The 22,235-nt window shown below is 60.7% G+C and carries 19 protein-coding genes; 9 read left to right on the top strand and 10 right to left on the bottom strand.

The window, feature by feature from the left end:
- Positions 1–135: 135 nt before the first annotated feature.
- Positions 136–3,909 (top strand): methionine synthase, encoded by a 3,774-nt coding sequence (gene metH / locus RlegSU303_RS15630; protein WP_131720206.1) that lies wholly within the window; start codon positions 136–138, stop codon positions 3,907–3,909.
- Between the two features lie 223 nt (positions 3,910–4,132).
- On the opposite strand, the gene RlegSU303_RS15625 is transcribed toward metH, so the two are convergent.
- The 4 genes from RlegSU303_RS15625 to RlegSU303_RS15610 all read right to left on the bottom strand — a co-directional run bounded on the left by RlegSU303_RS15625 (position 4,133) and on the right by RlegSU303_RS15610 (position 6,529).
- Positions 4,133–4,561: a hypothetical protein gene (locus RlegSU303_RS15625; protein ID WP_231283210.1), complete on the bottom strand. Its 429-nt coding sequence runs from the start codon at positions 4,559–4,561 to the stop codon at positions 4,133–4,135.
- Positions 4,562–4,567: 6 nt separating this feature from the next.
- The gene (locus tag RlegSU303_RS15620) at positions 4,568–4,822 is read right to left on the bottom strand and encodes a type II toxin-antitoxin system prevent-host-death family antitoxin (RefSeq protein ID WP_017961356.1); all 255 of its coding nucleotides are present in this window, start codon (positions 4,820–4,822) and stop codon (positions 4,568–4,570) included.
- 61 nt (positions 4,823–4,883) lie between these two features.
- A complete protein-coding gene (locus RlegSU303_RS15615) occupies positions 4,884–5,648 on the bottom strand; it encodes a GntR family transcriptional regulator (RefSeq protein ID WP_027664205.1) in 765 nt (254 codons plus the stop codon).
- Positions 5,645–6,529, bottom strand: a complete 885-nt coding sequence (locus RlegSU303_RS15610; protein ID WP_017961354.1) for an N-acetylglucosamine kinase — start codon at positions 6,527–6,529, stop codon at positions 5,645–5,647. The genes RlegSU303_RS15615 and RlegSU303_RS15610 overlap by 4 nt, the downstream gene beginning before the upstream one ends.
- Positions 6,530–7,055: 526 nt before the next feature.
- Between RlegSU303_RS15610 and RlegSU303_RS15605 the strand changes: the two genes are divergently transcribed.
- The 5 genes from RlegSU303_RS15605 to RlegSU303_RS15585 all read left to right on the top strand — a co-directional run bounded on the left by RlegSU303_RS15605 (position 7,056) and on the right by RlegSU303_RS15585 (position 12,399).
- Complete coding sequence (locus RlegSU303_RS15605; RefSeq protein ID WP_017961352.1) at positions 7,056–8,315, top strand: ABC transporter substrate-binding protein; 1,260 nt, start codon at positions 7,056–7,058, stop codon at positions 8,313–8,315.
- A gap of 220 nt (positions 8,316–8,535) precedes the next feature.
- Positions 8,536–9,483 carry a carbohydrate ABC transporter permease gene (locus tag RlegSU303_RS15600; RefSeq protein WP_017961351.1) on the top strand — a complete coding sequence of 316 codons (948 nt, stop codon included), beginning with the start codon at positions 8,536–8,538 and terminating at the stop codon, positions 9,481–9,483.
- Between the two features lie 9 nt (positions 9,484–9,492).
- Complete coding sequence (locus tag RlegSU303_RS15595; RefSeq protein WP_131720207.1) at positions 9,493–10,332, top strand: carbohydrate ABC transporter permease; 840 nt, start codon at positions 9,493–9,495, stop codon at positions 10,330–10,332.
- Positions 10,333–10,373: 41 nt separating this feature from the next.
- Positions 10,374–11,387, top strand: a complete 1,014-nt coding sequence (locus RlegSU303_RS15590) for a Gfo/Idh/MocA family protein (protein ID WP_445944754.1) — start codon at positions 10,374–10,376, stop codon at positions 11,385–11,387.
- Between the two features lie 10 nt (positions 11,388–11,397).
- Positions 11,398–12,399: an ABC transporter ATP-binding protein gene (locus tag RlegSU303_RS15585; protein ID WP_094088706.1), complete on the top strand. Its 1,002-nt coding sequence runs from the start codon at positions 11,398–11,400 to the stop codon at positions 12,397–12,399.
- A gap of 76 nt (positions 12,400–12,475) precedes the next feature.
- Here RlegSU303_RS15585 and RlegSU303_RS15580 read toward each other — a convergent pair whose 3' ends face one another.
- From RlegSU303_RS15580 to RlegSU303_RS15555, 6 genes are all read right to left on the bottom strand, one after another.
- Entirely contained in the window at positions 12,476–12,781 is a 306-nt protein-coding gene (locus RlegSU303_RS15580; RefSeq protein ID WP_131628529.1) for an NIPSNAP family protein, read from the bottom strand.
- A 195-nt stretch (positions 12,782–12,976) separates the two neighbouring features.
- Positions 12,977–14,038, bottom strand: coding sequence for an ABC transporter ATP-binding protein (locus RlegSU303_RS15575; RefSeq protein WP_131720209.1), 1,062 nt, complete (start codon positions 14,036–14,038; stop codon positions 12,977–12,979).
- Between the two features lie 12 nt (positions 14,039–14,050).
- A complete protein-coding gene (locus RlegSU303_RS15570; protein ID WP_027664213.1) occupies positions 14,051–14,839 on the bottom strand; it encodes an ABC transporter permease in 789 nt (262 codons plus the stop codon).
- Positions 14,836–15,729, bottom strand: coding sequence for an ABC transporter permease (locus RlegSU303_RS15565; RefSeq protein WP_064652265.1), 894 nt, complete (start codon positions 15,727–15,729; stop codon positions 14,836–14,838). Before RlegSU303_RS15565 ends, RlegSU303_RS15570 begins: the two co-directional genes overlap by 4 nt.
- Before the next feature lie 71 nt (positions 15,730–15,800).
- On the bottom strand, positions 15,801–16,904 hold the full coding sequence (locus RlegSU303_RS15560) for an ABC transporter substrate-binding protein (protein WP_131720210.1): 1,104 nt from the start codon (positions 16,902–16,904) through the stop codon (positions 15,801–15,803).
- A gap of 191 nt (positions 16,905–17,095) precedes the next feature.
- On the bottom strand, positions 17,096–17,968 hold the full coding sequence (locus RlegSU303_RS15555) for a MurR/RpiR family transcriptional regulator (RefSeq protein WP_131720211.1): 873 nt from the start codon (positions 17,966–17,968) through the stop codon (positions 17,096–17,098).
- Positions 17,969–18,146: 178 nt separating this feature from the next.
- On the opposite strand from RlegSU303_RS15555, the gene RlegSU303_RS15550 reads away from it, so the two are divergent.
- The 3 genes from RlegSU303_RS15550 to RlegSU303_RS15540 all read left to right on the top strand — a co-directional run bounded on the left by RlegSU303_RS15550 (position 18,147) and on the right by RlegSU303_RS15540 (position 22,104).
- Positions 18,147–18,917 (top strand): N-formylglutamate amidohydrolase, encoded by a 771-nt coding sequence (locus RlegSU303_RS15550; protein WP_131720228.1) that lies wholly within the window; start codon positions 18,147–18,149, stop codon positions 18,915–18,917.
- A gap of 118 nt (positions 18,918–19,035) precedes the next feature.
- Entirely contained in the window at positions 19,036–20,592 is a 1,557-nt protein-coding gene (locus RlegSU303_RS15545; RefSeq protein WP_205928090.1) for an amino acid permease, read from the top strand.
- Positions 20,593–20,736: 144 nt separating this feature from the next.
- Positions 20,737–22,104, top strand: a complete 1,368-nt coding sequence (locus RlegSU303_RS15540) for a glutamine synthetase family protein (RefSeq protein WP_131628525.1) — start codon at positions 20,737–20,739, stop codon at positions 22,102–22,104.
- The last annotated feature ends 131 nt before the right edge of the window (positions 22,105–22,235 follow it).

Here is a 22,235-nt window from a genome sequence, read left to right as displayed (position 1 = left end):
AACGCCTATATAGGCGTCGTGCGAGTCTGTCATCCGGCGAGATTTGCAAAGCACGAAATCGACAGGCATATATTGACATAAAGATATCTTTATGTGATTTGGAAGTCTGGTCTTACGACGTCAAGGAGCCCTCCCGTGTTTGACAATCTCTTTGGTCCGGAAACGGGCAAACGTGACGGCAGTGAAGTTTTCGCAGCTTTGAGACAAGCCGCGAGCGAACGCATCCTTGTTCTGGACGGCGCCATGGGCACGCAGATCCAGGGGCTTGGCTATGATGAAGACCAGTTCCGCGGGACGCGCTTCTTCGGCTGCGCCTGTCACCAGAAGGGCAATAACGACCTTCTGATCCTGACCCAGCCGGACGCGATCGAAGAGATCCATTACAGATACGCCAAGGCCGGCGCCGATATTCTAGAGACCAATACCTTCTCCTCGACCCGCATCGCGCAGGCCGATTACGAGATGGAAGGTGCGGTCTATGACCTCAACAAGGAAGGCGCCGAAATCGTGCGCCGGGCGGCACAGCGCGCCGAGCGCGAGGACGGCCGCCGCCGCTTCGTCGCCGGCGCCATCGGGCCGACCAACCGCACTGCCTCGATCTCGCCCGACGTCAACAATCCGGGTTTCCGCGCCGTCACCTTCGACGATCTGCGCACCGCTTATGGCGAGCAGATCGACGGGCTGATCGACGGTGGCGCCGACATCATCCTCATCGAGACGATCTTCGACACGCTGAACGCCAAGGCTGCGATCTTCGCCTGCGAGGAGCGCTTCGAGGCCAAGGGCGTGCGCCTGCCGGTGATGATCTCCGGCACGATCACCGATCTTTCAGGCCGCACGCTGTCCGGCCAGACGCCGTCGGCCTTCTGGAACTCGGTGCGCCATGCCAATCCCTTCACGATCGGGCTCAACTGCGCGCTCGGTGCCAATGCGATGCGCCCGCACCTGCAGGAGCTGTCGGGTGTTGCCGACACCTTCATCTGCGCCTATCCGAATGCCGGCCTGCCGAACGAGTTCGGCCAGTATGACGAAACGCCGGAGCTGATGGCGGCGCAGATCGACGGCTTCGCCCGCGAGGGCCTCGTCAATATCGTCGGCGGCTGCTGCGGGTCGACGCCCGAGCATATCAAGGCGATCGCCGAGACCGTTGCCAAGTACAAGCCACGGCCGATTCCCGAGCATCGCCCCTTCATGTCGCTGTCGGGTCTCGAACCCTTCGAACTGACCAAGGACATTCCCTTCGTCAATGTCGGCGAGCGCACCAACGTCACCGGCTCGGCCCGCTTCCGCAAACTGATCACCAACGCCGATTTCACCGCAGCGCTCGATGTCGCCCGCGACCAGGTCGAGAACGGCGCGCAGGTGATTGACATCAACATGGACGAAGGCCTGATCGATTCCGAAAAGGCGATGGTCGAGTTCCTCAACCTCATCGCCGCCGAGCCTGACATCGCCCGCGTGCCTGTCATGATCGACTCGTCGAAGTTCTCGATCATCGAATCCGGCCTGAAGCGCGTCCAGGGCAAGCCGATCGTCAACTCGATCTCGCTGAAGGAAGGCGAGGAGAATTTCCTCGCCCAGGCGCGGCTGCTGCACAATTATGGTGCCGCCGTCGTCGTCATGGCCTTCGACGAGACGGGGCAGGCGGACAGCTACGAGCGCAAGGTGGATATCTGCACTCGTGCCTACAAGCTGCTGACCGAGAAGATCGGCTACCCGCCCGAGGATATCATCTTCGACCCGAACATCTTCGCGGTCGCGACCGGCATCGAAGAGCACAATAATTACGGCGTCGATTTCATCGAGGCGACGCGGACGATCCGCGAGCGCATGCCGCTGGTGCATATTTCGGGCGGTGTGTCGAACCTGTCCTTCTCGTTCCGCGGCAATGAGCCGGTGCGCGAGGCGATGCATGCCGTGTTCCTCTATCACGCCATCCAGGCGGGCATGGACATGGGCATCGTCAATGCCGGCCAGCTTGCCGTCTACGACAATATCGATCCCGAGCTGCGCGAGGCCTGCGAGGACGTGGTGCTGAACCGTCGTCCTGATGGTACCGAGCGGCTGCTCGAAGTGGCGGAGAAATTCCGTGGCGGCGCGGCACGCGAAGGCCGCGTCCAGGATCTTTCCTGGCGCGAATGGAGCGTCGAGAAGCGTCTCGAGCATGCGCTGGTCAACGGCATCACCGAATATATCGAGACCGATACCGAGGAGGCGCGCCTGCAGGCCGCCCGGCCACTGCACGTCATCGAAGGGCCGCTGATGGCCGGCATGAACGTCGTCGGTGACCTCTTCGGCTCGGGCAAGATGTTCCTGCCGCAGGTGGTCAAGTCGGCACGCGTGATGAAGCAGGCGGTTGCCGTGCTGCTGCCCTACATGGAAGAGGAAAAGCGCCTCAACGGCGGCGACCAGCGCCGGTCGGCAGGCAAGATTCTGATGGCGACGGTCAAGGGCGACGTGCACGATATCGGCAAGAACATCGTCGGCGTCGTGCTTGCCTGCAACAATTACGAGATCGTCGACCTCGGCGTCATGGTGCCGGCGACGAAGATTCTCGAGACGGCCATTGCCGAGAAGGTCGACGTCATCGGCCTCTCCGGCCTGATCACGCCGTCGCTCGACGAGATGGTGCATGTTGCTGCCGAGATGGAGCGGCAGGGCTTCGAGATCCCGCTATTGATCGGCGGGGCGACGACCAGCCGCGTGCATACGGCCGTGAAGATCCATCCCGGCTACAACAAGGGGCAGACGGTTTACGTGACCGATGCGAGCCGCGCCGTCGGCGTTGTCTCGGCTCTGCTGTCGCCGGATAGCCGCCAGGGCTATGTCGACGATATCCGCGCCGAATATGCCAAGGTGGCGGCTGCCCATGCGCGTAGCGAGGCAGAGAAGGTGCGGCTGCCGTTGCCGCGAGCCCGCGAGAATGCCCACAAGGTCGACTGGTCTGCCTACCAGCCGAAGAAGCCGCAATTCTTCGGCACGCGGGTGTTCGAGGATTACGATCTGGCCGAGCTTGCCAAATATATCGACTGGACGCCGTTCTTCCAGACCTGGGAATTGCGCGGCCGTTATCCTGCCATTCTCGAAGACGAGAAGCAGGGCGAGGCGGCGCGCGCGCTCTGGGCCGATGCGCAGGCGATGCTGAAGAAGATCATCGACGAGAAGTGGTTCCGCCCGCGCGCCGTCATCGGCTTCTGGCCGGCCGGCGCGGTCGGCGACGATATCCGGCTGTTCACGGACGAGGGCCGCAGCCAAGAACTGGCTACTTTCTACACGTTGCGTCAGCAGCTTTCGAAGCGGGACGGGCGGCCGAACGTGGCACTTTCCGATTTCGTGGCGCCGGTTTCAAGCGGCGTTGAGGATTATGTCGGCGGCTTCGTGGTGACGGCCGGCATCGAGGAAATCGCCATCGCCGAGCGTTTCGAGCGGGCGAACGACGATTATTCCTCAATCCTCGTCAAGGCGCTGGCCGACCGCTTCGCCGAAGCTTTTGCCGAGCGTATGCATGAGCGGGTGCGCCGCGAATACTGGGGCTATGCCAAGGACGAGACGCTCAGCAAAGAGGACCTCATCACCGAAGCCTATGCCGGCATTCGCCCGGCGCCCGGTTATCCCGCCCAGCCCGACCACACCGAAAAGGCAACACTCTTCAAGCTGCTCGATGCTGAAAAAGCGGCCGGCGTGAAGCTGACGGAGAGCTATGCGATGTGGCCCGGTTCCTCGGTCTCGGGCCTCTATATCGGCCACCCCGACTCCTATTATTTCGGTGTCGCCAAGGTGGAGCGCGATCAGGTGGAAGACTATGCGGCCCGCAAGGGCATGCAGGTTTCCGAGGTCGAGCGCTGGCTCGGACCGGTGTTGAACTATGTGCCGCGCAAGGCCGAAACCGAGATAGAGGATGCGGCGTAACCAGCCGTTTGGCGTCGTCCGCTGATAAAGTGATTCAAGAAACGAGGAAGCCGGAAAGTGATTCACTTTCCGGCTTCATGTTTTTGAAAATAAATGTGAAAATCATATCGCTGAACTTAACCTGGAGCAGGTCGCACAAAGTGTGCTGCGGTTTTGCGGTAACGACATGCATAAAAACAAAGACCTAAAGCGCGAGGAGCGAATACGAAGGGTGCGGCACGCTTTAGCGGCGAACGGGATCACTTTTCCTGGCTTTGGCGAGATCAAGAAACCTCGCCTTGATCGTTGCAAAAAGTCCAGGCGGAATGAAGCCATAAGCGAGTATTCCTCCGCTGCCGGGCACTGGCGAAAGTCCGCCATTCGGCCATTCATCGATATTGTATTCCGAGATGATAACCCAACTCGGCTCATCATCCAGACCGATTGCCTGCTTCACCTTCGGCGGGATTTCGATTCCGACCGTTTCGCCTGAAGGCGGGGTGTGCGTGATCGGCAACAGAACGACGTAGCGGGCATTGGCGAGGCTATCGCTTGCCGCGACGAGACAGGCTGGTCTGTCCTTGCCCTGGTCGCGACCCGCCAATGCTTCGCGCGACCAGAGGTAATCGTAGCGCACGACCAAGCCCGACCTCGGTTCGGGAAGCGACGCCATGCGATGTTATTTCAGCAATTCATCGAGAGGAGCGTGGACAGGATCCATCTCTGCGCGCTCAATGGCATCGATGACGACAGAAAGGGCATCGGCGGTTTTGTGCGTCCGTTGCGCGGCGGCCTTCAGCCAATCATAGTGTTCCGCGGACATGAGGATGAATTCACGACGGCCATGCCGGGTGATCTCGACAGGTTCACGTTGCGCCTGATGCTGGAATTCGCCGAATTTACGCTGAAATTCCAGAGCCGTGGTCTGAGCCATCTTACCCGTTCCAACTTACGATATCCGAATTATACGTATAATTCGGATAAATTCAAGCCTCTCACGTCACCGCGATCGTCAGCTCCGCGACAAAGTCATAGGCATCGCCGCGATAGAGCGAGCGGGTGAATTCGACGGCGCGGCCGGAGCCGAGATAGGAGATACGCTCGATCGACAGGCCGGCCGCACCGACGGAGACGCCGAGAAGCTGGGCGTCGGCTTCCTTCATATTGGTCGCGGAGATGCGCTGCACGGCGCGCACCGGGCGGACCTGAAGGCGTTCGAGTTCGGCATAGAGCGAATTGGTGACGGCCGAGGGATCGGGCAGGAATTCGCCGGAGACACTGGCATTCTCGATCGCCAGCGGCTGGTCGTCGGCGATGCGCAGGCGGGAAAGGCGCGAAACCTTGACGTCGGTACCGAGGCCAAGGATCATCATCTCGTCGGGCGAGGGGGTGTGGACGCCTTTGTGCAGCCATTCGGAGCGGGAGGACATGCCGCGGCGCGCCATGTCTTCGGTGAAGGAAGTGAGCTGCGACAGGCGCTGCTCAACCTTGGAGACCGGCTTGGCGACGAAGGTGCCTGAACCGTGACGGCGCACCAGCAGGCCATCGGCGACGAGTTCGTCGATCGCCTTGCGCACGGTGACTCGACTGACGGCGGCGAATTCGGCGATGTCGCGTTCGGGGGGCAACGCATCGCCGTGACCAAGCGTGCCGGCGCGCACGGCTCCTTCGAGCGTGCGGCGCAGCTTGACGTAGAGCGGACCTGTGCCGGCTGCCTGCAGGCGCTCCAGGGAAAGGAGGGTAGCGAGGTCGTCGGTCATGCCGCACCTCTCTGCCTGTCGTTTAAGAGCTTGACCGCAAGTTCCACCGCGCCTTGCAGGGCATCGCCTTTCGGTCTGGCAAGCAGCGACCGGTAGCGTTCGGAAAGCCACGGCTCGTAGGCTTCGGCAAGACCGCCGAGCAGGCAGATCGATGGGCATTCGGGCCAGAGCAGTGCTTCGAGACTTTCGCCGATCGCCGTTGCCGCATCCGTGACGATGCCGGCCGCGACGGCATCGTCCTTGGCGGCATGTTGGAAGACAACAGGCGCGTAACGGGCAAAATCCTTCGGCCTTGCCGAATGGGCGAATTCGACGATGCGCTCGGGATCGTTGCCGTATTCTGTCATGACCGCGTCGGTGATCGGCGAGGCCGGGTGCACCCCGTCATGGGCAAGCAGTGATCGTTCCAGGAGGTCGCGGCCGAGGCGGGCACCGCTTGCCTGGTCGCCGACAACGAAACCCCAGCCGCCGATGCCGTTCAGCCGGCCGTCCTTGCGGGCATTATAGACCGAGCCTGTTCCGAAGGCGCCAACGATGCCGTCGGCATCTCCGAGCGCGCCCTGCAGGGCGATCAGCGCATCCGTGACGACGCGGCCCTCGGCAAAGGGCAGGGCCTTTTCGATCCGCCTGCCGTAATCGCCGACATTGGCGCCTGCGACGCCGACGACGGCTGCGACGGAGGGAAGGGTTTCAGCGGCAAGCCCAGCATCGCTTAGCGCCTGCCGGGCGGATTCGACGATGTTGAGAAGAGAGTTTTCCAGATCCGACAGGATGTTGGCAGGGCCTGATTTGCCGCGGCCGATGACATTGCCGTTCCTGTCCGCGACTGCGGCCCGGCAGCTCGTTCCGCCGCCGTCTATGCCGATTGCAAGCTCCGTCATCGGGCCTCCGAATATGCCGTTCCCTATGTTTTTTAATACAATACCAAAAAAATACCATTTACCAAGTGGGAATGACACAGAAAATCAATCTTTTTATCATATTGATTTTGCTTGATTAAATTTTTTAATGAGTTTTATCGGGCCGAAAAGTTAAATTCGGCTGGACAATTGGTATTTTTTTGGCATTAATTCGGCAAAAGGGAACAGCACTTCGAAGCCCACGAAAACCGGCAGTTAAACCAAGCCGGAACCGCTTCGAGGATGATCGAGATGACAACCCGCCGGCCCGTCAAGCTGGTGGTGAAGGTCAGGCATCCATCGGCTTTCCCCATCATTTCGCCACCTGGTGCAGTCGCCGGGAAGGCGCGCAGTTCGGCCGCAGGCGTCCGCCTTCGTGTCCGTTGAGCTTTCGGGACCGGCATTGCTGGCGGTCCTCCAAGGGGCATTGGGTGTTACCTCAAACACGCCAATTGCTTGTTTCAGATCGAAGACAGCGCCTAGCGGCGCTTTAAAACAGGAGAGGGAAATGAAAAACACTGCTCTGAAAAGCTTGCTGCTTGCCTCCAGTCTGCTGACTTCAGCGGGCCTCGTCCATGCCGCCGACGTCACGCTGACGGTGGAAAGCTGGCGTAACGACGATCTGCAGATCTGGCAGGAAAAGATCATCCCGGCCTTCGAAGCCAAGAACCCGGGCATCAAGATCGTCTTCTCGCCGACCGCGCCGACCGAATACAACGCCTCGCTGAACGCCAAGCTTGATGCCGGCTCCGCAGGCGATATCATCACCTGCCGTCCGTTCGATGCCTCGCTCGAACTCTTCAACAAGAAGCAGCTCGCCGACATCACCAGCCTGCCTGGCATGGAGAACTTCTCGCCGGTCGCCAAGGCCGCCTGGAGCACCGACGACGGCAAGTCCACCTTCTGCGTGCCTATGGCTTCGGTCATTCACGGCTTCATCTACAACAAGGATGCCTTCGACAAGCTCGGCATCTCCGTGCCGAAGACGCAGGACGAGTTCTACGCAGCGCTCGACAAGATCAAGGCCGACGGCACCTACATTCCGCTCGCCATGGGCACGAAGGACCTCTGGGAAGCCGCTACCATGGGCTATCAGAACATCGGCCCGAACTACTGGAAGGGTGAGGACGGCCGCGCCGCTCTGATCGCCGGCAAGCAGAAGCTGACCGATGCCGAATGGGTCAAGCCCTATGAAGAGCTTGCCAAGTGGAAGCCCTATCTCGGCGACGGCTTCGAGGCCCAGACCTACTCCGACAGCCAGAACCTGTTCACGCTCGGCCGCGCGGCGATCTATCCTGCCGGTTCGTGGGAAATCGCGCTGTTCAACAGCCAGGCCCAGTTCAAGATGGGCGCCTTCCCGCCGCCGGTTCCGAAGGCAGGCGACACGGGCTACATCTCCGACCATCCGGATATCGGTGTTGCCCTGAACGCAAAGAGCACCCATGCCGAGGAAGCCAAGAAGTTCCTCAGCTGGGTCGCTTCGCCGGAGTTCGCTGATATCTACGCCAACTCGTTGCCGGGCTTCTTCAGCCTGAACTCCACCCCGGTCAAGATGTCCGATCCGCTCGCTCAGGAATTCGTTTCCTGGCGCGGCCCGTACAAGTCGACGGTGCGCTCGACCTACCAGATCCTGTCGCGTGGCACGCCGAACCTCGAAAACGAGACCTGGGTCGAATCGGCCAACGTGATCAACGGCACGGATACGCCTGCGGTTGCCGCCAAGAAGCTGCAGGACGGCCTCGACAGCTGGTACAAGCCGGCCAAGTGATAGCGTGTGGAGGGGCGGCGTTTGCCGCCCCTCATCCGGCCTGCCGGCCATCTTCTCCCACTCAGAGGAGAAGGAGACTCGCAGCGACCTCCCAGCCCGACTTGGCATCAAAGCAGGGCACGTTCCTTCTCCCGGCAGCCGGAGAGACGGTCAGGGGTGAGGCGCAATGTTTCCATCTGCGCTGCACCTTGCGGCCAGTCGACAAGAACAGGCAAAAGCCATGAGCGAAACCGACAACACGGTCGATATCGTCCCGATCAGGCGCCCGGTGCGCTGGCATATCTTCGTCTTCATGCTGCCAGCCCTGATCGTCTATTCTGCCGTCATGGTGCTGCCGCTCATCGAAACGCTCAGGCTTTCGCTCTACAATACGGTCGACGGGCAGCCGGCCTTCGTCGGACTGGCGAATTTCAAGGTGCTGTTCGGCGATGCGCGCTGGGCGCGCGATTTCTGGAATGCGCTGGTCAACAACCTGATCTTCTTTGCCATCCACATGTGCGTGCAGAACCCGATCGGTGTGGCGCTTGCCGCCCTGCTTTCGGTGCCGAAGCTCCGCGGCGTCGCCTTCTACCGCACGGCGATGTTCCTGCCGACGCTACTCTCCTTCGTCATCGTCGGCTTCATCTGGAAGCTCATCCTTTCGCCGATCTGGGGCGTGGCGCCCTGGATGCTCGATCTCATCGGCTTGAAATTCCTGTTCGCGCCCTGGCTCGGCAAGGCCGGTTCGGCGCTGATCGCGGTGTCGCTGATCTCGAATTGGCAATATATCGGCATTCCGATGATGCTGATCTATGCCGCACTGCTCAGCATCCCCGAAGAGGTGATCGAGGCGGCCGAATGCGACGGCATTACCGGTTGGGCTCAGTTCTGGAAAATCAAGCTGCCGCTCATTCTGCCGGCGATCGGCATCATCTCGATCCTGACCTTCGTCGGCAATTTCAACGCCTTCGACCTGATCTATACTGTGCAGGGGGCGCTGGCCGGGCCTGACATGTCGACCGACATTCTCGGCACGCTGCTCTACCGCACCTTCTTCGGTTTCCAGCTTCAGCTCGGCGACCGCTCGATGGGCGCGACGATTGCCACGGTGATGTTCCTCATCATCCTCGCCGGCGTCTCGCTTTATCTCTTCGTCATCCAGCGGCGCATGCGTCGCTACCAGTTCTGAGGAGCGCGCATGTCCAAGGCACGCACATCTCCCATCCGCACCGGCCTCGTACATCTGGCGCTGAGCGCCTATACGCTGGTCGCGTTGTTTCCGGTGTTCCTGACCATCGTCAACTCGTTCAAGGATCGTGCTTCGATCTTCCGCGAGCCGCTGATGATCCCGACGCCGTCGACCTTCAGTCTGGTCGGCTATCAGACGGTGCTCGGGCAGGGCGATTTCGCCACCTATTTCCAGAACAGCTTTATCGTCACGATCGTCTCGATCCTGCTGGTGTTGCTCTTCGGCGCCATGGCGGCCTTTGCGCTTTCCGAATACCGTTTCCGCGGCAATATGCTGCTCGGGCTCTACATGGCGATCGGCATCATGATCCCGATCCGTCTCGGCACGGTGGCGATCCTGCAGGGCATGGTGGCGGCCGGCCTCGTCAATACGCTGACGGCGCTGATCCTGGTCTATACCGCGCAGGGCATACCGCTGGCGATCTTCATCCTGTCGGAATTCTTGCGCACGGTTTCGGACGATCTGAAGAATGCCGGCCGCATCGACGGGCTTTCCGAATATGCGATCTTCTTTCGCCTGGTGCTGCCGCTGGTGCGCCCGGCCATGGCGACGGTCGCGGTGTTCACCATAATCCCGATCTGGAACGATCTCTGGTTCCCGCTGATCCTGGCGCCCTCCGAGGCGACCAAGACGGTGACGCTCGGCTCGCAGATCTTCATCGGCCAGTTCGTCACCAACTGGAATGCGGTGCTGGCGGCGCTGTCGCTGGCGATCCTGCCGATCCTCGTCCTCTATGTCATCTTCTCGCGGCAGCTGATCCGCGGCATCACGTCAGGAGCCGTCAAGTGACCGAAAAACCGATCCGCGTGCTCGTTGCCGGCCTCGGCAATATGGGCCGCAGCCATGCGCTCGCCTATCATAACAATCCAGGCTTCGAGATCGTCGGTCTCGTCAACCGCTCGACGCCGCAATTGGAGCCTGAGCTGCAGGACTATACGATCCATCCCGACTTCACGACGGCGCTGGCCAAGCTGAAGCCGGACCTCTGCTCGATCAACACCTATTCCGACAGCCATGCCGATTATGCGGTCGCCGCCTTCGAGGCGGGCTGTGATGTCTTCGTGGAAAAGCCGCTGGCGACCACCGTCGCCGACGCCGAGCGCGTCGTCGCGGCAGCCAGGAAGGCGGGGCGCAAGCTGGTGATCGGTTATATCCTTCGCCATCATCCTTCCTGGATGAAGCTGATCGAGGAGGCGCGCAAGCTCGGCCCGCCTTACGTCTTCCGCATGAACCTCAACCAGCAGTCCAGCGGCCCGACCTGGGCGACGCACAAGTCGCTGATGCGCACGACCTCGCCGATCGTCGATTGCGGCGTGCATTATGTCGACGTCATGTGCCAGATCACCGATGCGAGGGCCGTCGAGGTACGCGGCATGGGACTGCGCATGTCCCACGAGATCGCTGCCGACATGTATAATTACGGTCACCTGCAGGTGCTGTTCGAGGACGGTTCCGTCGGCTGGTACGAGGCCGGCTGGGGCCCGATGATCTCGGAAACAGCCTTCTTCGTGAAAGATGTGATGTCGCCGAAGGGGGCGGTGTCGATCGTCATGGATCCGAACGCGAGGTCCGACGATATCGACACGCACACCAAGACCTCGGTGATCCGTCTGCACACGGCCGAGACCGGCCCGGACGGCAAGTTCATCCGGCCCGACCAGGACATGACGATGGAAGGAGAGCCCGGTCATCAGGAACTCTGCAACCTGGAACAGGCCTTCATGCTGAGGGCGATCCGCGAGGATCTGGACCTCGACCGCCATATGGCGGATGCGGTGGCGTCGCTGCGCATCTGCCTTGCCGCCGACGAGAGCGTGCGCACCGGCCAGCCGGTCAGATTATAAGGAAAGACCCGTGGGATCGCTTCAACTCAAATCCATCCGCAAGACCTATGGCACGCATGAGGTGCTGAAAGGCATCGACCTTGAGGTCAAGGACGGCGAATTCGTCATCTTCGTCGGGCCGTCGGGCTGCGGGAAATCGACGCTGCTGCGCAGCATCGCCGGCCTCGAAGACGTCACGTCAGGCGCCGTCGTCATCAATGGCCGCGATGAGACCCTGACGCCGCCGGCCAAGCGCGGCATCGCCATGGTGTTTCAGTCCTACGCGCTCTATCCGCATCTGACGGTCAAGGACAATATGGGACTTGGTCTCAAGCAGGCCGGCACCGCCAAGGATGAGATCGATAGGCGTGTCGGCAAGGCATCCGGCATGCTCTCGTTGCAACCCTATCTGGCGCGCCGGCCGGCCGAGCTCTCCGGCGGCCAGCGCCAGCGCGTCGCCATCGGCCGCGCCATCGTGCGCGAACCGGAACTCTTCCTGTTCGACGAGCCGCTGTCGAACCTCGATGCGGCGCTGCGCGTCCAGACCCGCCTCGAAATCGCCCGGCTGCACCGCAGCCTGAAGGCAACGATGATCTATGTCACCCATGACCAGGTCGAGGCGATGACGCTTGCCGACAAGATCGTGGTGCTGAATGCCGGCGCGATCGAGCAGATCGGTTCGCCGATGGAACTCTACAAACGACCGGCCAATGTCTTCGTCGCCGGCTTCATAGGCTCGCCGCAGATGAATTTCATTGCGGCAGAGAAGGTCGGCGACCACAGCGCCAAGACGATCGGCGTGCGTCCCGAACACCTGACGCTGTCGCGCGACCAGGGGACCTGGGCTGCGAAGGTCGTGCATGTCGAGCATCTCGGCGCCGACACGATCATCTATCTGGAATCCGACCAGTGCGGCCTGCTGACCGCACGTCTGTTTGGCGAGCATCAGTACGAGCCGGACGAGATCGTCTATGCAACGCCGGACCAGGCCCACGTCCATCGTTTCGACGTCGACGACCAGGCGATCCGCTGAGCGCGTGACAGAACGGAAAAGCCCCGCCAGCCAACCCGACGGGGTATTCGTTTACAGTCGGCGTGCGCGGGTTTGATCAGTCGAGCACCGGCCGCATGAAGCTGCGTTCATAGCTGACGATACTGCGGTTGCGTTTGTCGAGTTCGAAAGCCGCCTGACATTCCGGATCGCTTGCCATGCGTGTGCGATAGTCCTCGTAGGCGGCAAGGCTCGGGAAGGAAAACAGCGCAACGGCAATATTGTTGGCGCCTTCGGATGGCAGGAAATAACCGTGATGGGTGCCGCCCATCCTGTTGACGATCGGAATCCAGAGCCGGGCATATTGCTCGAATTCGGCAAGCTTGTACGGATCGATCACATAGCGCAGGTGGCAGGTAATCATTGAAATATCCCATTTCTTAAAGTGCCAGGCAGAGGGCTACCGGGCTCATTTGGTTTGCTCAACTTCTGGCACCGGCCTCGGAGAGTTCAAGTGCCTTATGGTGATGGCTGCATCACGATTGCTGACAGGTCGGACAACCTGAAATGAAAAAGGCGCCGTTTCGCGGCGCCCTTTGCCTCAGCAGTATTGGCGAAATCAGTCGCGGATGATCAGCAGGTCGGCTGCCATGAAGCGCAGGGTTACGGTTTCGCCGGCCTGCGGCGGGGTGATGCCGGGGCTGTTGAACATGTCGAAGGAGATGACGTTGCCCCCAACATTCATGCGGGTGCGAATGACCGACCCCAGGAAGTGGGCCGAAACGACCTGGCCGGTCAGCGCCGTGTCGCTCTTGACGCTGTTGGAGAGCGAGCCGGCTTCCGGACGCAGGGCCAGCGAGATGGTTTCGCCAGTCTTGTGAGCGGCCACCGACTGCTTCAGCGTGATGCCCTGATCACCGATCTGGATGCGGTTGGTGTCGGGATCGACGACCTTGGCTTCGATGAGGTTCAGCGTGCCGACGAAGGAGGCGACGAAGCGCGTCGCCGGCGTGTTGTAGATCTCGAAGGGCGAACCGATCTGGTCAGCCTTGCCGGCATTCATGACGACGATGCGGTCGGAGATCGACAGGGCTTCTTCCTGATCATGGGTGACGAAGACCGTGGTGATGCCGAGCTGCTGCTGGATCTGGCGAATTTCCTCGCGCAGCGACACACGGATCTTGGCGTCGAGCGCGGAGAGCGGCTCGTCAAGCAACAGCACCTGCGGCTTGACGGCAAGCGCGCGGGCAAGGGCGACACGCTGCTGCTGGCCGCCCGATAGTTGATAGGGGAAGCGGTCGGCCAGATGATCGAGTTTGATCAGGCCGAGCATTTCCTTGACGCGGGCGTCGATCTCAGGCTTCGGGGCGCCGGCGACCTTGAGGCCGAAGGCGACATTGTCGTGCACGGTCATGTTGGGGAACAATGCATAAGCCTGGAAGACCATGCCGATGTTGCGCTGGTTCGGCTTCAGCGAGCTCTGATCCTTGCCATTGATGGTCAGCGTGCCGCCGGTCGGCGTTTCGAAGCCGGCGATCATGCGCAGGACGGTCGTCTTACCGCAGCCTGACGGGCCGAGAAAAGAGACGAACTCACCCTTTTCGATCGTCATGTTGAAGTTCTTGACGACCTGCACCGGGCCGAAGGATTTCTGAATGTTGGTCAGTGTGAGAAAGGACATGAACCAGTTACCTTAAGCCTTTGCCGGGCGGGCTTTGCCGACGCGGGAAACGAGGTTGAGCAGGCCCATGCTGAGCCAGGTGATCGAGAAGGCGATGACGGCGAGCGCCGAAGGCTCATAGGCCTTGTTGGCACCGACGAGCTGCAGGTAGGGACCGAAGGCCGGACGGTTGAGCAGTGCGGCGAAGGTGAATTCACCCATGACGATCGCGAGCGTGATAAAGGCGCCTGAGAGCACGCCGCTCATGACGTTGGGGAAAATGCACTTGAACATGATGGTCGTCCAGCTGGCGCCAAGACTTTCGGCTGCCTCCGTCAGGGTGCGGACGTCGATGGCGCGCATGGCGGTATCGACGGCGCGGTACATGTAGGGCAGGGACAGGGTGATATAGGAGAAGACCAGCAGGATGTTGGTGCCAGTCGTTGAACCCGTCAGCGGCAGGTAGGACGACGAATTGTACATCCTGAGGTAACCGAAGACGATGACGATCGCCGGAATGACAAGCGGCAGCAGCGTGATGAATTCGACGACGGGGCGCATCTGCGGCAGGCGCAGCCGCACCCAATAGGCCGTTGGCACGACGAGCAGCATGCCGAAGACGATGGTCAGCAGCGCCATCAGCATGGAATAGCCGAAGGTCTCGCGGAACTGAATGTCCGAGAAGACCGATTGATAGGCGTCGAGGCTGTATTCGCCGCGGCGCATGCGCAGCGAAAACTCGATTGTGCCGATCAGCGGGATGATGAAGTAGGACGCGCCGAGAATGATGGCGATCCAGGCTCCGAGACGTTGAGCTTTCATTTCTGCCACCGTTCGGCGCGCATGCGCAGCAGGAGGTAAAGGACGTTGGAGACGCCGGTGATGACGATCATGCCGAGCGCGATGGCGTAACCGAGGTTGGCATTATGCAGAACATCGCCGCGGATCTGCGCATAAAGCAGGATCGGCACGATGTTCAGCGAGCTGCCGGTCAGCGCAAAGGCTGTGGCGATGGCGCCGAAGGCATTGGCGAAGAGCAGCAGCGTCGTGCCGAGCAGGCTTGGCCAGAGGATCGGCAGCGCGACCATCGTCCAGTACTGACGGTTGGTGGCCCCGAGAATCTGCGATGCTTCGCGCCATTCCTTCTTCATGCCGTCGAGAGCCGGCGTCAGGATCAGCACCATCAGCGGAATCTGGAAATACATGTAGGTGATGGTGAGGCCGAAGAAGGACAGCAGGTTGAAGCCGGTGCCGTAGAGATTGAAGCCGAACCATTCGCGCAGGAAGATCGTCACAAGGCCGGTGCGGCCGAGCGTTGCGAGGAAGGCGAAGGCGAGCGGCACGCCGGCGAAATTCGAGGCGACGCCGGAGAAGGTCAGCAGTGTCGAGCGCACGGAGGCGGGCAGGCCGCCGAGCACGACCGCCCAGGCAAGGAAAAACCCGATCAACGCGCCGCCGAGGGCGGAGGCGACCGAGACGCGGATACTGATCCAGTAAGCGCTCATGATTGATGGCGTAAAAAGATCGCCGATATTCTTCAGCGTGAAATCGCCCTCGGGCGTCAGGAACGCGCCCACCACGAGATAAAGCGTGGGGATGATCAGGAATAGCAGGGAGAAAATAATGAAGGGTGCGATGCCCAGCCAGTCGATCACGCGGTCTTTGTTGATCAAGGGGGCACTGCTCGCCATCGGCGTTGAAACGGTGCTCATGGAAAAGCTCATCCTGGGGCGTCGGAGTGAGAAGACCTCCCCGCCTTGCGGCGGGGAGGCAGGATCAAACTTTACTGAACGTTGGCGCCGACGACGGAATCCCAGTTCTTGGTGATGGTTTCCTTGCCGGCGGCCTGCTCTTCCAGCGTCGGGAAGACAGCCTTTTCATAGGCTGCTGCCGGCGGCAGCTTGTCGAGCAGTTCCTTCGGGATCTTGTTGTTCTTGGCAAGATCGTTGAAGCGGATCGGGTGGCAATAGCCCTTCAGCCAGCCGAGCTGACCTTCGTCGGAATAGAGATATTCCATCCAGAGCTTGGCAGCGTTCGGGTGCGGAGCGAAGGCGGAAATCGCCTGAACGTAGACGCCGGCTACGACGCCGGTCTTCGGAACGACGACCTCGAACGGAGGATTGCCCTTCAGGCCTTCTCCCCACGAGAGGGCGTTGTAGTCCCACGCGATGACGATTGGCGTGGAGCCCTGCGCGAAGGGAGCAGCCTTGCCGACGACCGGCACGAAATTGCCGCTCTTGTTCAGTTCGGCGAAGAACTTCAGGCCCTCTTCGCCTGCCTTGGCAGCGTCGCCGCCGGATGCGGAAAGACCAGCGGCATAGACGCCCTGGACAGCCTGGTTGGCGCTGCGCGGATCGCCTGCGAGGGCGACGCTGTTTGCATAGTCGCTCTTCTTCAGGTCGGCCCAGTCAGTCGGCGATTCCTTGACGAGATCCTTGTTCACCAGGAGCGCGAGAACGCCGTAATAGTCGCCGTACCAGTAGCCTTCAGCATCCTTGGCGCTGTCAGGAATGGAATCCCAGGTGGAGACCTTATAAGGCTGGATCAGGCCGTCTTTCTTGGCAGACGGGCCGAAAGAGAGGCCGACGTCGATGACGTCAGGAGCCTGCGGGCCGGTGTTGCCCTTGTTGGCCTTGATGGCTTCGATTTCGTCGCCCGAACTTGCATCCGGGTTCAGTTCGTTGACCTCGAGGCCGTACTTGGCCTTGAAGCCGGCAATGACCTCGCCATAGCCGCACCAGCTGTGCGGCAGAGCGATCGTCGTCAGGCTTCCTTCTTTTTTGGCGGCGGCGATAAGTTCAGCGCTCGGCTCGGCGGAGGCAATCGCGGTCGAGGCCACGATCATCGCAGTAGAAAGCGACAGAAGTTGAGAAATGTTAGAGATCACTGTTGTTCTCCTTCGGGTTTTCAGTGTCTGGCGATGCTGTTAATGAGATTACATGAAGCTTGTGTGACAGTTCGGTGACGTTAATTCTGCTGTGAATAGCAGGGGTTGCGACAAATGCTTTATTTGCGACAACGCCGTCTGTTTCCGCGAAAAATCCGTCATTGTTTTTCTTCTGTTTTAGTCTTGTCCTCCTAACCCGGTTTGCGGAAAAGCCTGGTCTGCTCGAACAGGCCTTCCAGTGTCTTCATGCGCTCCTTCGTCTCGTCCCAGGTCGAATTCTGCACGGCCTCGATCAGCGCTTCGACGATGAAAAGGGTGACGACGCAGGAATCCCAGGCCGACGGCGCCTCGATCCGGACGCGGAAGGCATGCTTGGCGAGCTTGGCCGCGGGCGAACCCCACTGGTCGGTGAAGACGATGATTTCGGCGCCGCGCTTGCGGGCGGCGGTCGCAAGGCTCACCATCTCCTGCTCATAGCGGCGGATGTCGAAGATGATCAGGATGTCGCCGGCATTCATGTTGAGGACATATTGCGGCCAGCTGCTGGAATTCGACGATAGCAGCGTCGTTGCCGGCCGGATCACCTGCATATGCGTGAAAAAATATTCGGCAAGCGCGCCGGTGATGCGGCCGCCAACGAAATAAAGGCCGCGCTTGCGGTCGGAGAGCAACGCGGCGACGCTGTCGAACGTCGCGGTGTCGAGATCGGTCAGCGTCTGGCGCAGATTGCCCATGATGGCATCGGCGAAACGGTTGAGAATATGGGTGCCTGGTGCGTTCTGCGCCCAGCGGTCGTGCTTGGCGATCGGGTTCGAGATCGTCGCTTCGACTTCCTGATGCAGATGCGCCTGAAAGTCCGGATAGCCCTTGAAGCCAAGCTTCTGCACCATGCGCACGACGGTCGGCGTCGAGACGCCGGCATTCTCGGCAATCGTGGTGATGCTGCCGAGGCCGGAAACCGGATAATTGTCGAGAAGGCTTTCGGCCAACTGCTTCTCGGCACGCGTCAACACCCCCAAATGCGAGTGTATGACGTCCGAAACCGTCTTCGACGCAACTGTCACGTAACTATGCTCCCCGGGATGGTCTGGCGCCACTTTCCCACTCAAAGTTAACAACGCTGTCACAATCCATGTCAACCAGTGTCATGAAAAGAAATTTTCAGCCCATGCTTGACACTGACCGAAACCTGAAGAATTCTTTTCTTCATCAAGAATTTGTTAAGGGATAGGAGTGGCGCCTTTGGTGCTGGCCCGGCCGAAAATCCTCAGCGAAGCGGACGGCGACTGCGTCGGGATCGAGCGCATCCAGGGCCGGAGCCCGGTACTTCTTATCTGTGAGCACGCTTCGAATGCGCTTCCAGCCGTTTTCGGCGATCTCGGCCTGCCCAGCGAAGCGCTCTCCAGTCACATCGCCTGGGACCCGGGCGCGCTGGCGGTCGCCCGCATCCTATCGGAAGTGCTTGACGCGACGCTCGCTTACCAGCGGTTCTCGCGGCTTATCTATGACTGCAACCGGCCGCCCAGTTCACCCGGCGCCATGCCGGAGACCAGCGAAATCTACGACATTCCCGGCAATAAGAATTTGAGCCCCGAAGAACGGCTTGCGCGCACCGATGCGCTCTATGTGCCTTTCCACGACGCCATTCGCGGGCTGATCCGCGATCGCCGGGCGAAAGGGCAGGACAGCATCATCGTGACGATGCACAGCTTCACGCCGGTCTATCATGGCCGCGAACGCGCGGTCGAGCTCGGCATATTGCACGATGAGGATAGCCGGCTCGCCGACCTGATGCTGAGGGCAGCGGCAGAGGCGCCGCTTTACAGGACGGAACGCAACGAGCCCTACGGACCCGAGGACGGCGTGACCCACACGCTGATCCTGCACGGGCTTTCGAACGGCTTGCGCAATGTGATGATCGAGGTCCGCAACGACCTCATCGCAGACGATAGCGGCCAAGGGGTCATGGCTGACTATCTAAAAGGGCTGCTCCAGCAAAGCTTGGACGCCTGATAAAAAGAAGACCCGAGGGAGCAGTTTATCTGCGGACGTCCGCATGGCGAAAATGCCACGGACAATTGGCACTGAATCGGCCCGCAATCCCGCGGCCGGTCGTGAACAGGGGGAAGTCATGTCGGACTATACCGAACTGGACAAGAAGCAGGATGTGCACATCCTGCATTCCATGGGCTATGCCCAGGAACTCGAACGGCGCATGAGTTCATTTTCGAATTTCGCCGTCTCATTTTCCATCATCTGCATTCTCTCCGGCGGCATCAATTCGCTGGCCCAGGCGACCTCCGGTGCCGGCGGTGCCGCAATCGGCATCGGTTGGCCGCTCGGCTGCTTCATCTCGCTCGTCTTCGCCGTCGCCATGGCGCAGATCAGCTCGGCCTATCCGACGGCCGGCGGTCTCTATCACTGGGGTTCGATCCTCGGCAACCGTTTCACCGGCTGGCTGACCGCCTGGTTCAACCTGCTCGGTCTCGTCACCGTGCTTGGCGCCATCAATGTCGGTACCTACTATTTCTTCATGGGTTCGTTCGGCACGACCTATCTCGGGCTGACCGACTCGACGACGGTGCGCATCATCTTCCTCGTGATCATCACCGGCGCGCAAGCGCTCGTGAACCACATGGGCATCGGCCTGACCGCGAAGCTGACCGATTTCTCGGGGTATCTGATCTTCGCGACATCGATCGCGCTAGCGCTCGTCTGCCTCGCCGCGGCGCCCTCCTACGAGTTCGGCCGCCTCTTCACCTTTGCCAATTATTCCGGCGAAGTCGGCGGCAATGTCTGGCCGACCACCTCAAGCGCCTGGGTCTTCCTTCTCGGCCTGCTGCTGCCGATCTATACCATCACCGGCTATGACGCCTCGGCGCATACGTCGGAAGAGACAGTCAAGGCTGCCGAATCTGTTCCGCGCGGCATGGTCGCGTCGGTGCTCTGGTCGGCGCTTTTCGGCTACATCATGCTGTGCGCCTTCGTTCTCATGCTGCCGAACATGGACGATGCCGCAAAGCAGGGCTGGAACGTGTTCTTCTGGGCGATGGACAGCCAAGTGAACCCGATCGTCAAGGACATTCTCTATTTTGCCATCCTGGTCAGCCAGTGGCTGTGCGGCCTTGCGACCGTCACCTCGGTCTCGCGCATGATCTTTGCCTTCTCGCGTGACGGCGGTCTGCCGGCATCGAAGGCGCTGTCGAAGGTCAGCCCGCAGTATCGCACGCCGGTGGCCGCGATCTGGACCGGCTCGATCCTGTCGGTTCTGTTCGTCTGGGGCTCTTCGCTCGCTACGATCGGTGACACGCCGGTCTATACGATCGTCGTGTCGTGCACGGTCATCTTCCTGTTCTTCTCCTTCGCGATCCCGATCACCCTCGGTCTCTTTGCCTGGGGCACGTCGAAGTGGGACAAGATGGGTCCGTGGAACCTCGGCGAAGGCGCCTTCAAGCTCTTTGCTGTGCTGACTGTCATCGCGATGATCCTGATCTTCATCCTCGGCATCCAGCCGCCGAATGAATGGGCGCTCTACATCACCGTCGGTTTCCTGGTGCTGACGGCAATCGTCTGGTTCGGCTTCGAAAGCCGCCGCTTCAAGGGGCCGCCGATCGGTGCCGAAGTGGCAAAGCGCCAGGCCGAGATCGCGGCCGCCGAAGCCGCCGTCGGCGAAAGCGGCGAAAACTAAGCATCGAGCTTCCCTCTCAAATGGCGGGGCCGCATCCTGCGGCCCCATCACCGGTTCAACGAAAAGGCATCAGGCCGCAAAGTCCGGCCGAGCGCATGCGATTTCGTTGCCCCGTTTTTCAATCCTAATTCAGGCGGATCAATCATGAGCAGCAGCTACACAATCGAAGATCTCAGGAAGGATGTTGCCGAAGGGCGCATCGATACGGTTCTGGCTTGCCAGGTGGATATGCAGGGCCGGCTGATGGGCAAGCGTTTCCAGGCGGAATACTTCGTCGAGAGCGCCTGGAAGGAAACGCACAGCTGCAACTATCTGATTGCTACCGATATGGAGATGGAGACCGTCTCCGGCTACAAGGCGACAAGTTGGGAGAAGGGCTACGGCGACTATACGATGAAGCCGGATCTTGCGACGCTGCGCCGTATTCCTTGGCTCGAAGGCACCGCGCTGGTGCTCTGCGATATGCTTGACCATCATACGCACGAGGAGGTCGCCCACTCGCCGCGCGCGATCCTGAAGAAGCAGGTCAAGCGCCTCGAGGATATGGGCATGAAGGCCTACATGGCCTCCGAGCTCGAATTCTTCCTGTTCGACCAGACCTACGAGGCGGCGCAGGCTTCCGGCTACCGCAACCTCAAGCTCGCCAGCGCCTATAACGAGGACTACCACATCTTCCAGACCACCAAGGAAGAAGAGGTGATGCGGGCGATCCGCACCGGGCTGCAGGGCGCCGGCATTCCGGTCGAGAACTCCAAGGGCGAGGCTTCGGCCGGCCAGGAGGAGATCAACGTGCGCTACGCCGATGCGCTCGCCATGGCCGACCGGCACGCGATCATCAAGAACGGCTGCAAGGAGATCGCCTGGTCGAAGGGCAAAGCCATCACCTTCCTGGCCAAGTGGAATTACAATGCCGCCGGCAGTTCCTCGCATATTCATCAGTCGCTCTGGAGCCTGGAGGAAAAGCCGCTATTCTTCGACCATACCGGCAAATACGGCATGTCGCCGCTGATGCACAATTACGTCGCCGGGCTTCTCGCCCATGCGAGCGAGATCACCTATTTCCTGGCGCCCTACATCAATTCCTACAAGCGTTTCATGGCCGGCACATTCGCGCCGACCAAGGCGATCTGGAGCAAGGACAACCGCACCGCCGGCTACCGGCTCTGCGGCGAGGAGACCAAGGGAATTCGTATCGAGTGCCGCGTCGGCGGCTCCGATCTCAATCCCTATCTCGCCTTCGCCGCGCTGCTCGCCGCCGGCATTGACGGGATCGAAAACAAGCTTGAGCTCGAAGCGCCCTTCGTCGGCGACGCCTATGGCGGCAAGGGCGTTCGCGAGATCCCGCGCACGCTACGCGCGGCGGCGACTGAAATGACGGAATCGGCGATGCTGCGCAAAGCCTTTGGCGACGACGTGATCGACCATTACACCCGCGCTGCCGAATGGGAGCAGGAAGAATACGACCGCCGCATCACCGATTGGGAAGTGGCGCGCGGTTTCGAAAGAGCTTAATAGGCATTTGCGGGCTGCTTGCCCCTCACCCTAACCCTCTCCCCGTAAAAACGGGGAGAGGGTACGTGGCAAACGCAGCGTCGATGTTGGGGAAAGCCGGTGCGGCATATCCCCTTCGCCCCGTTTATGGG

The sequence above is a fragment of the Rhizobium sp. SU303 genome (assembly GCF_021052345.1).
Classification (GTDB): domain Bacteria; phylum Pseudomonadota; class Alphaproteobacteria; order Rhizobiales; family Rhizobiaceae; genus Rhizobium; species Rhizobium laguerreae.
This window is presented reverse-complemented; position numbering and strand designations above follow the sequence as displayed.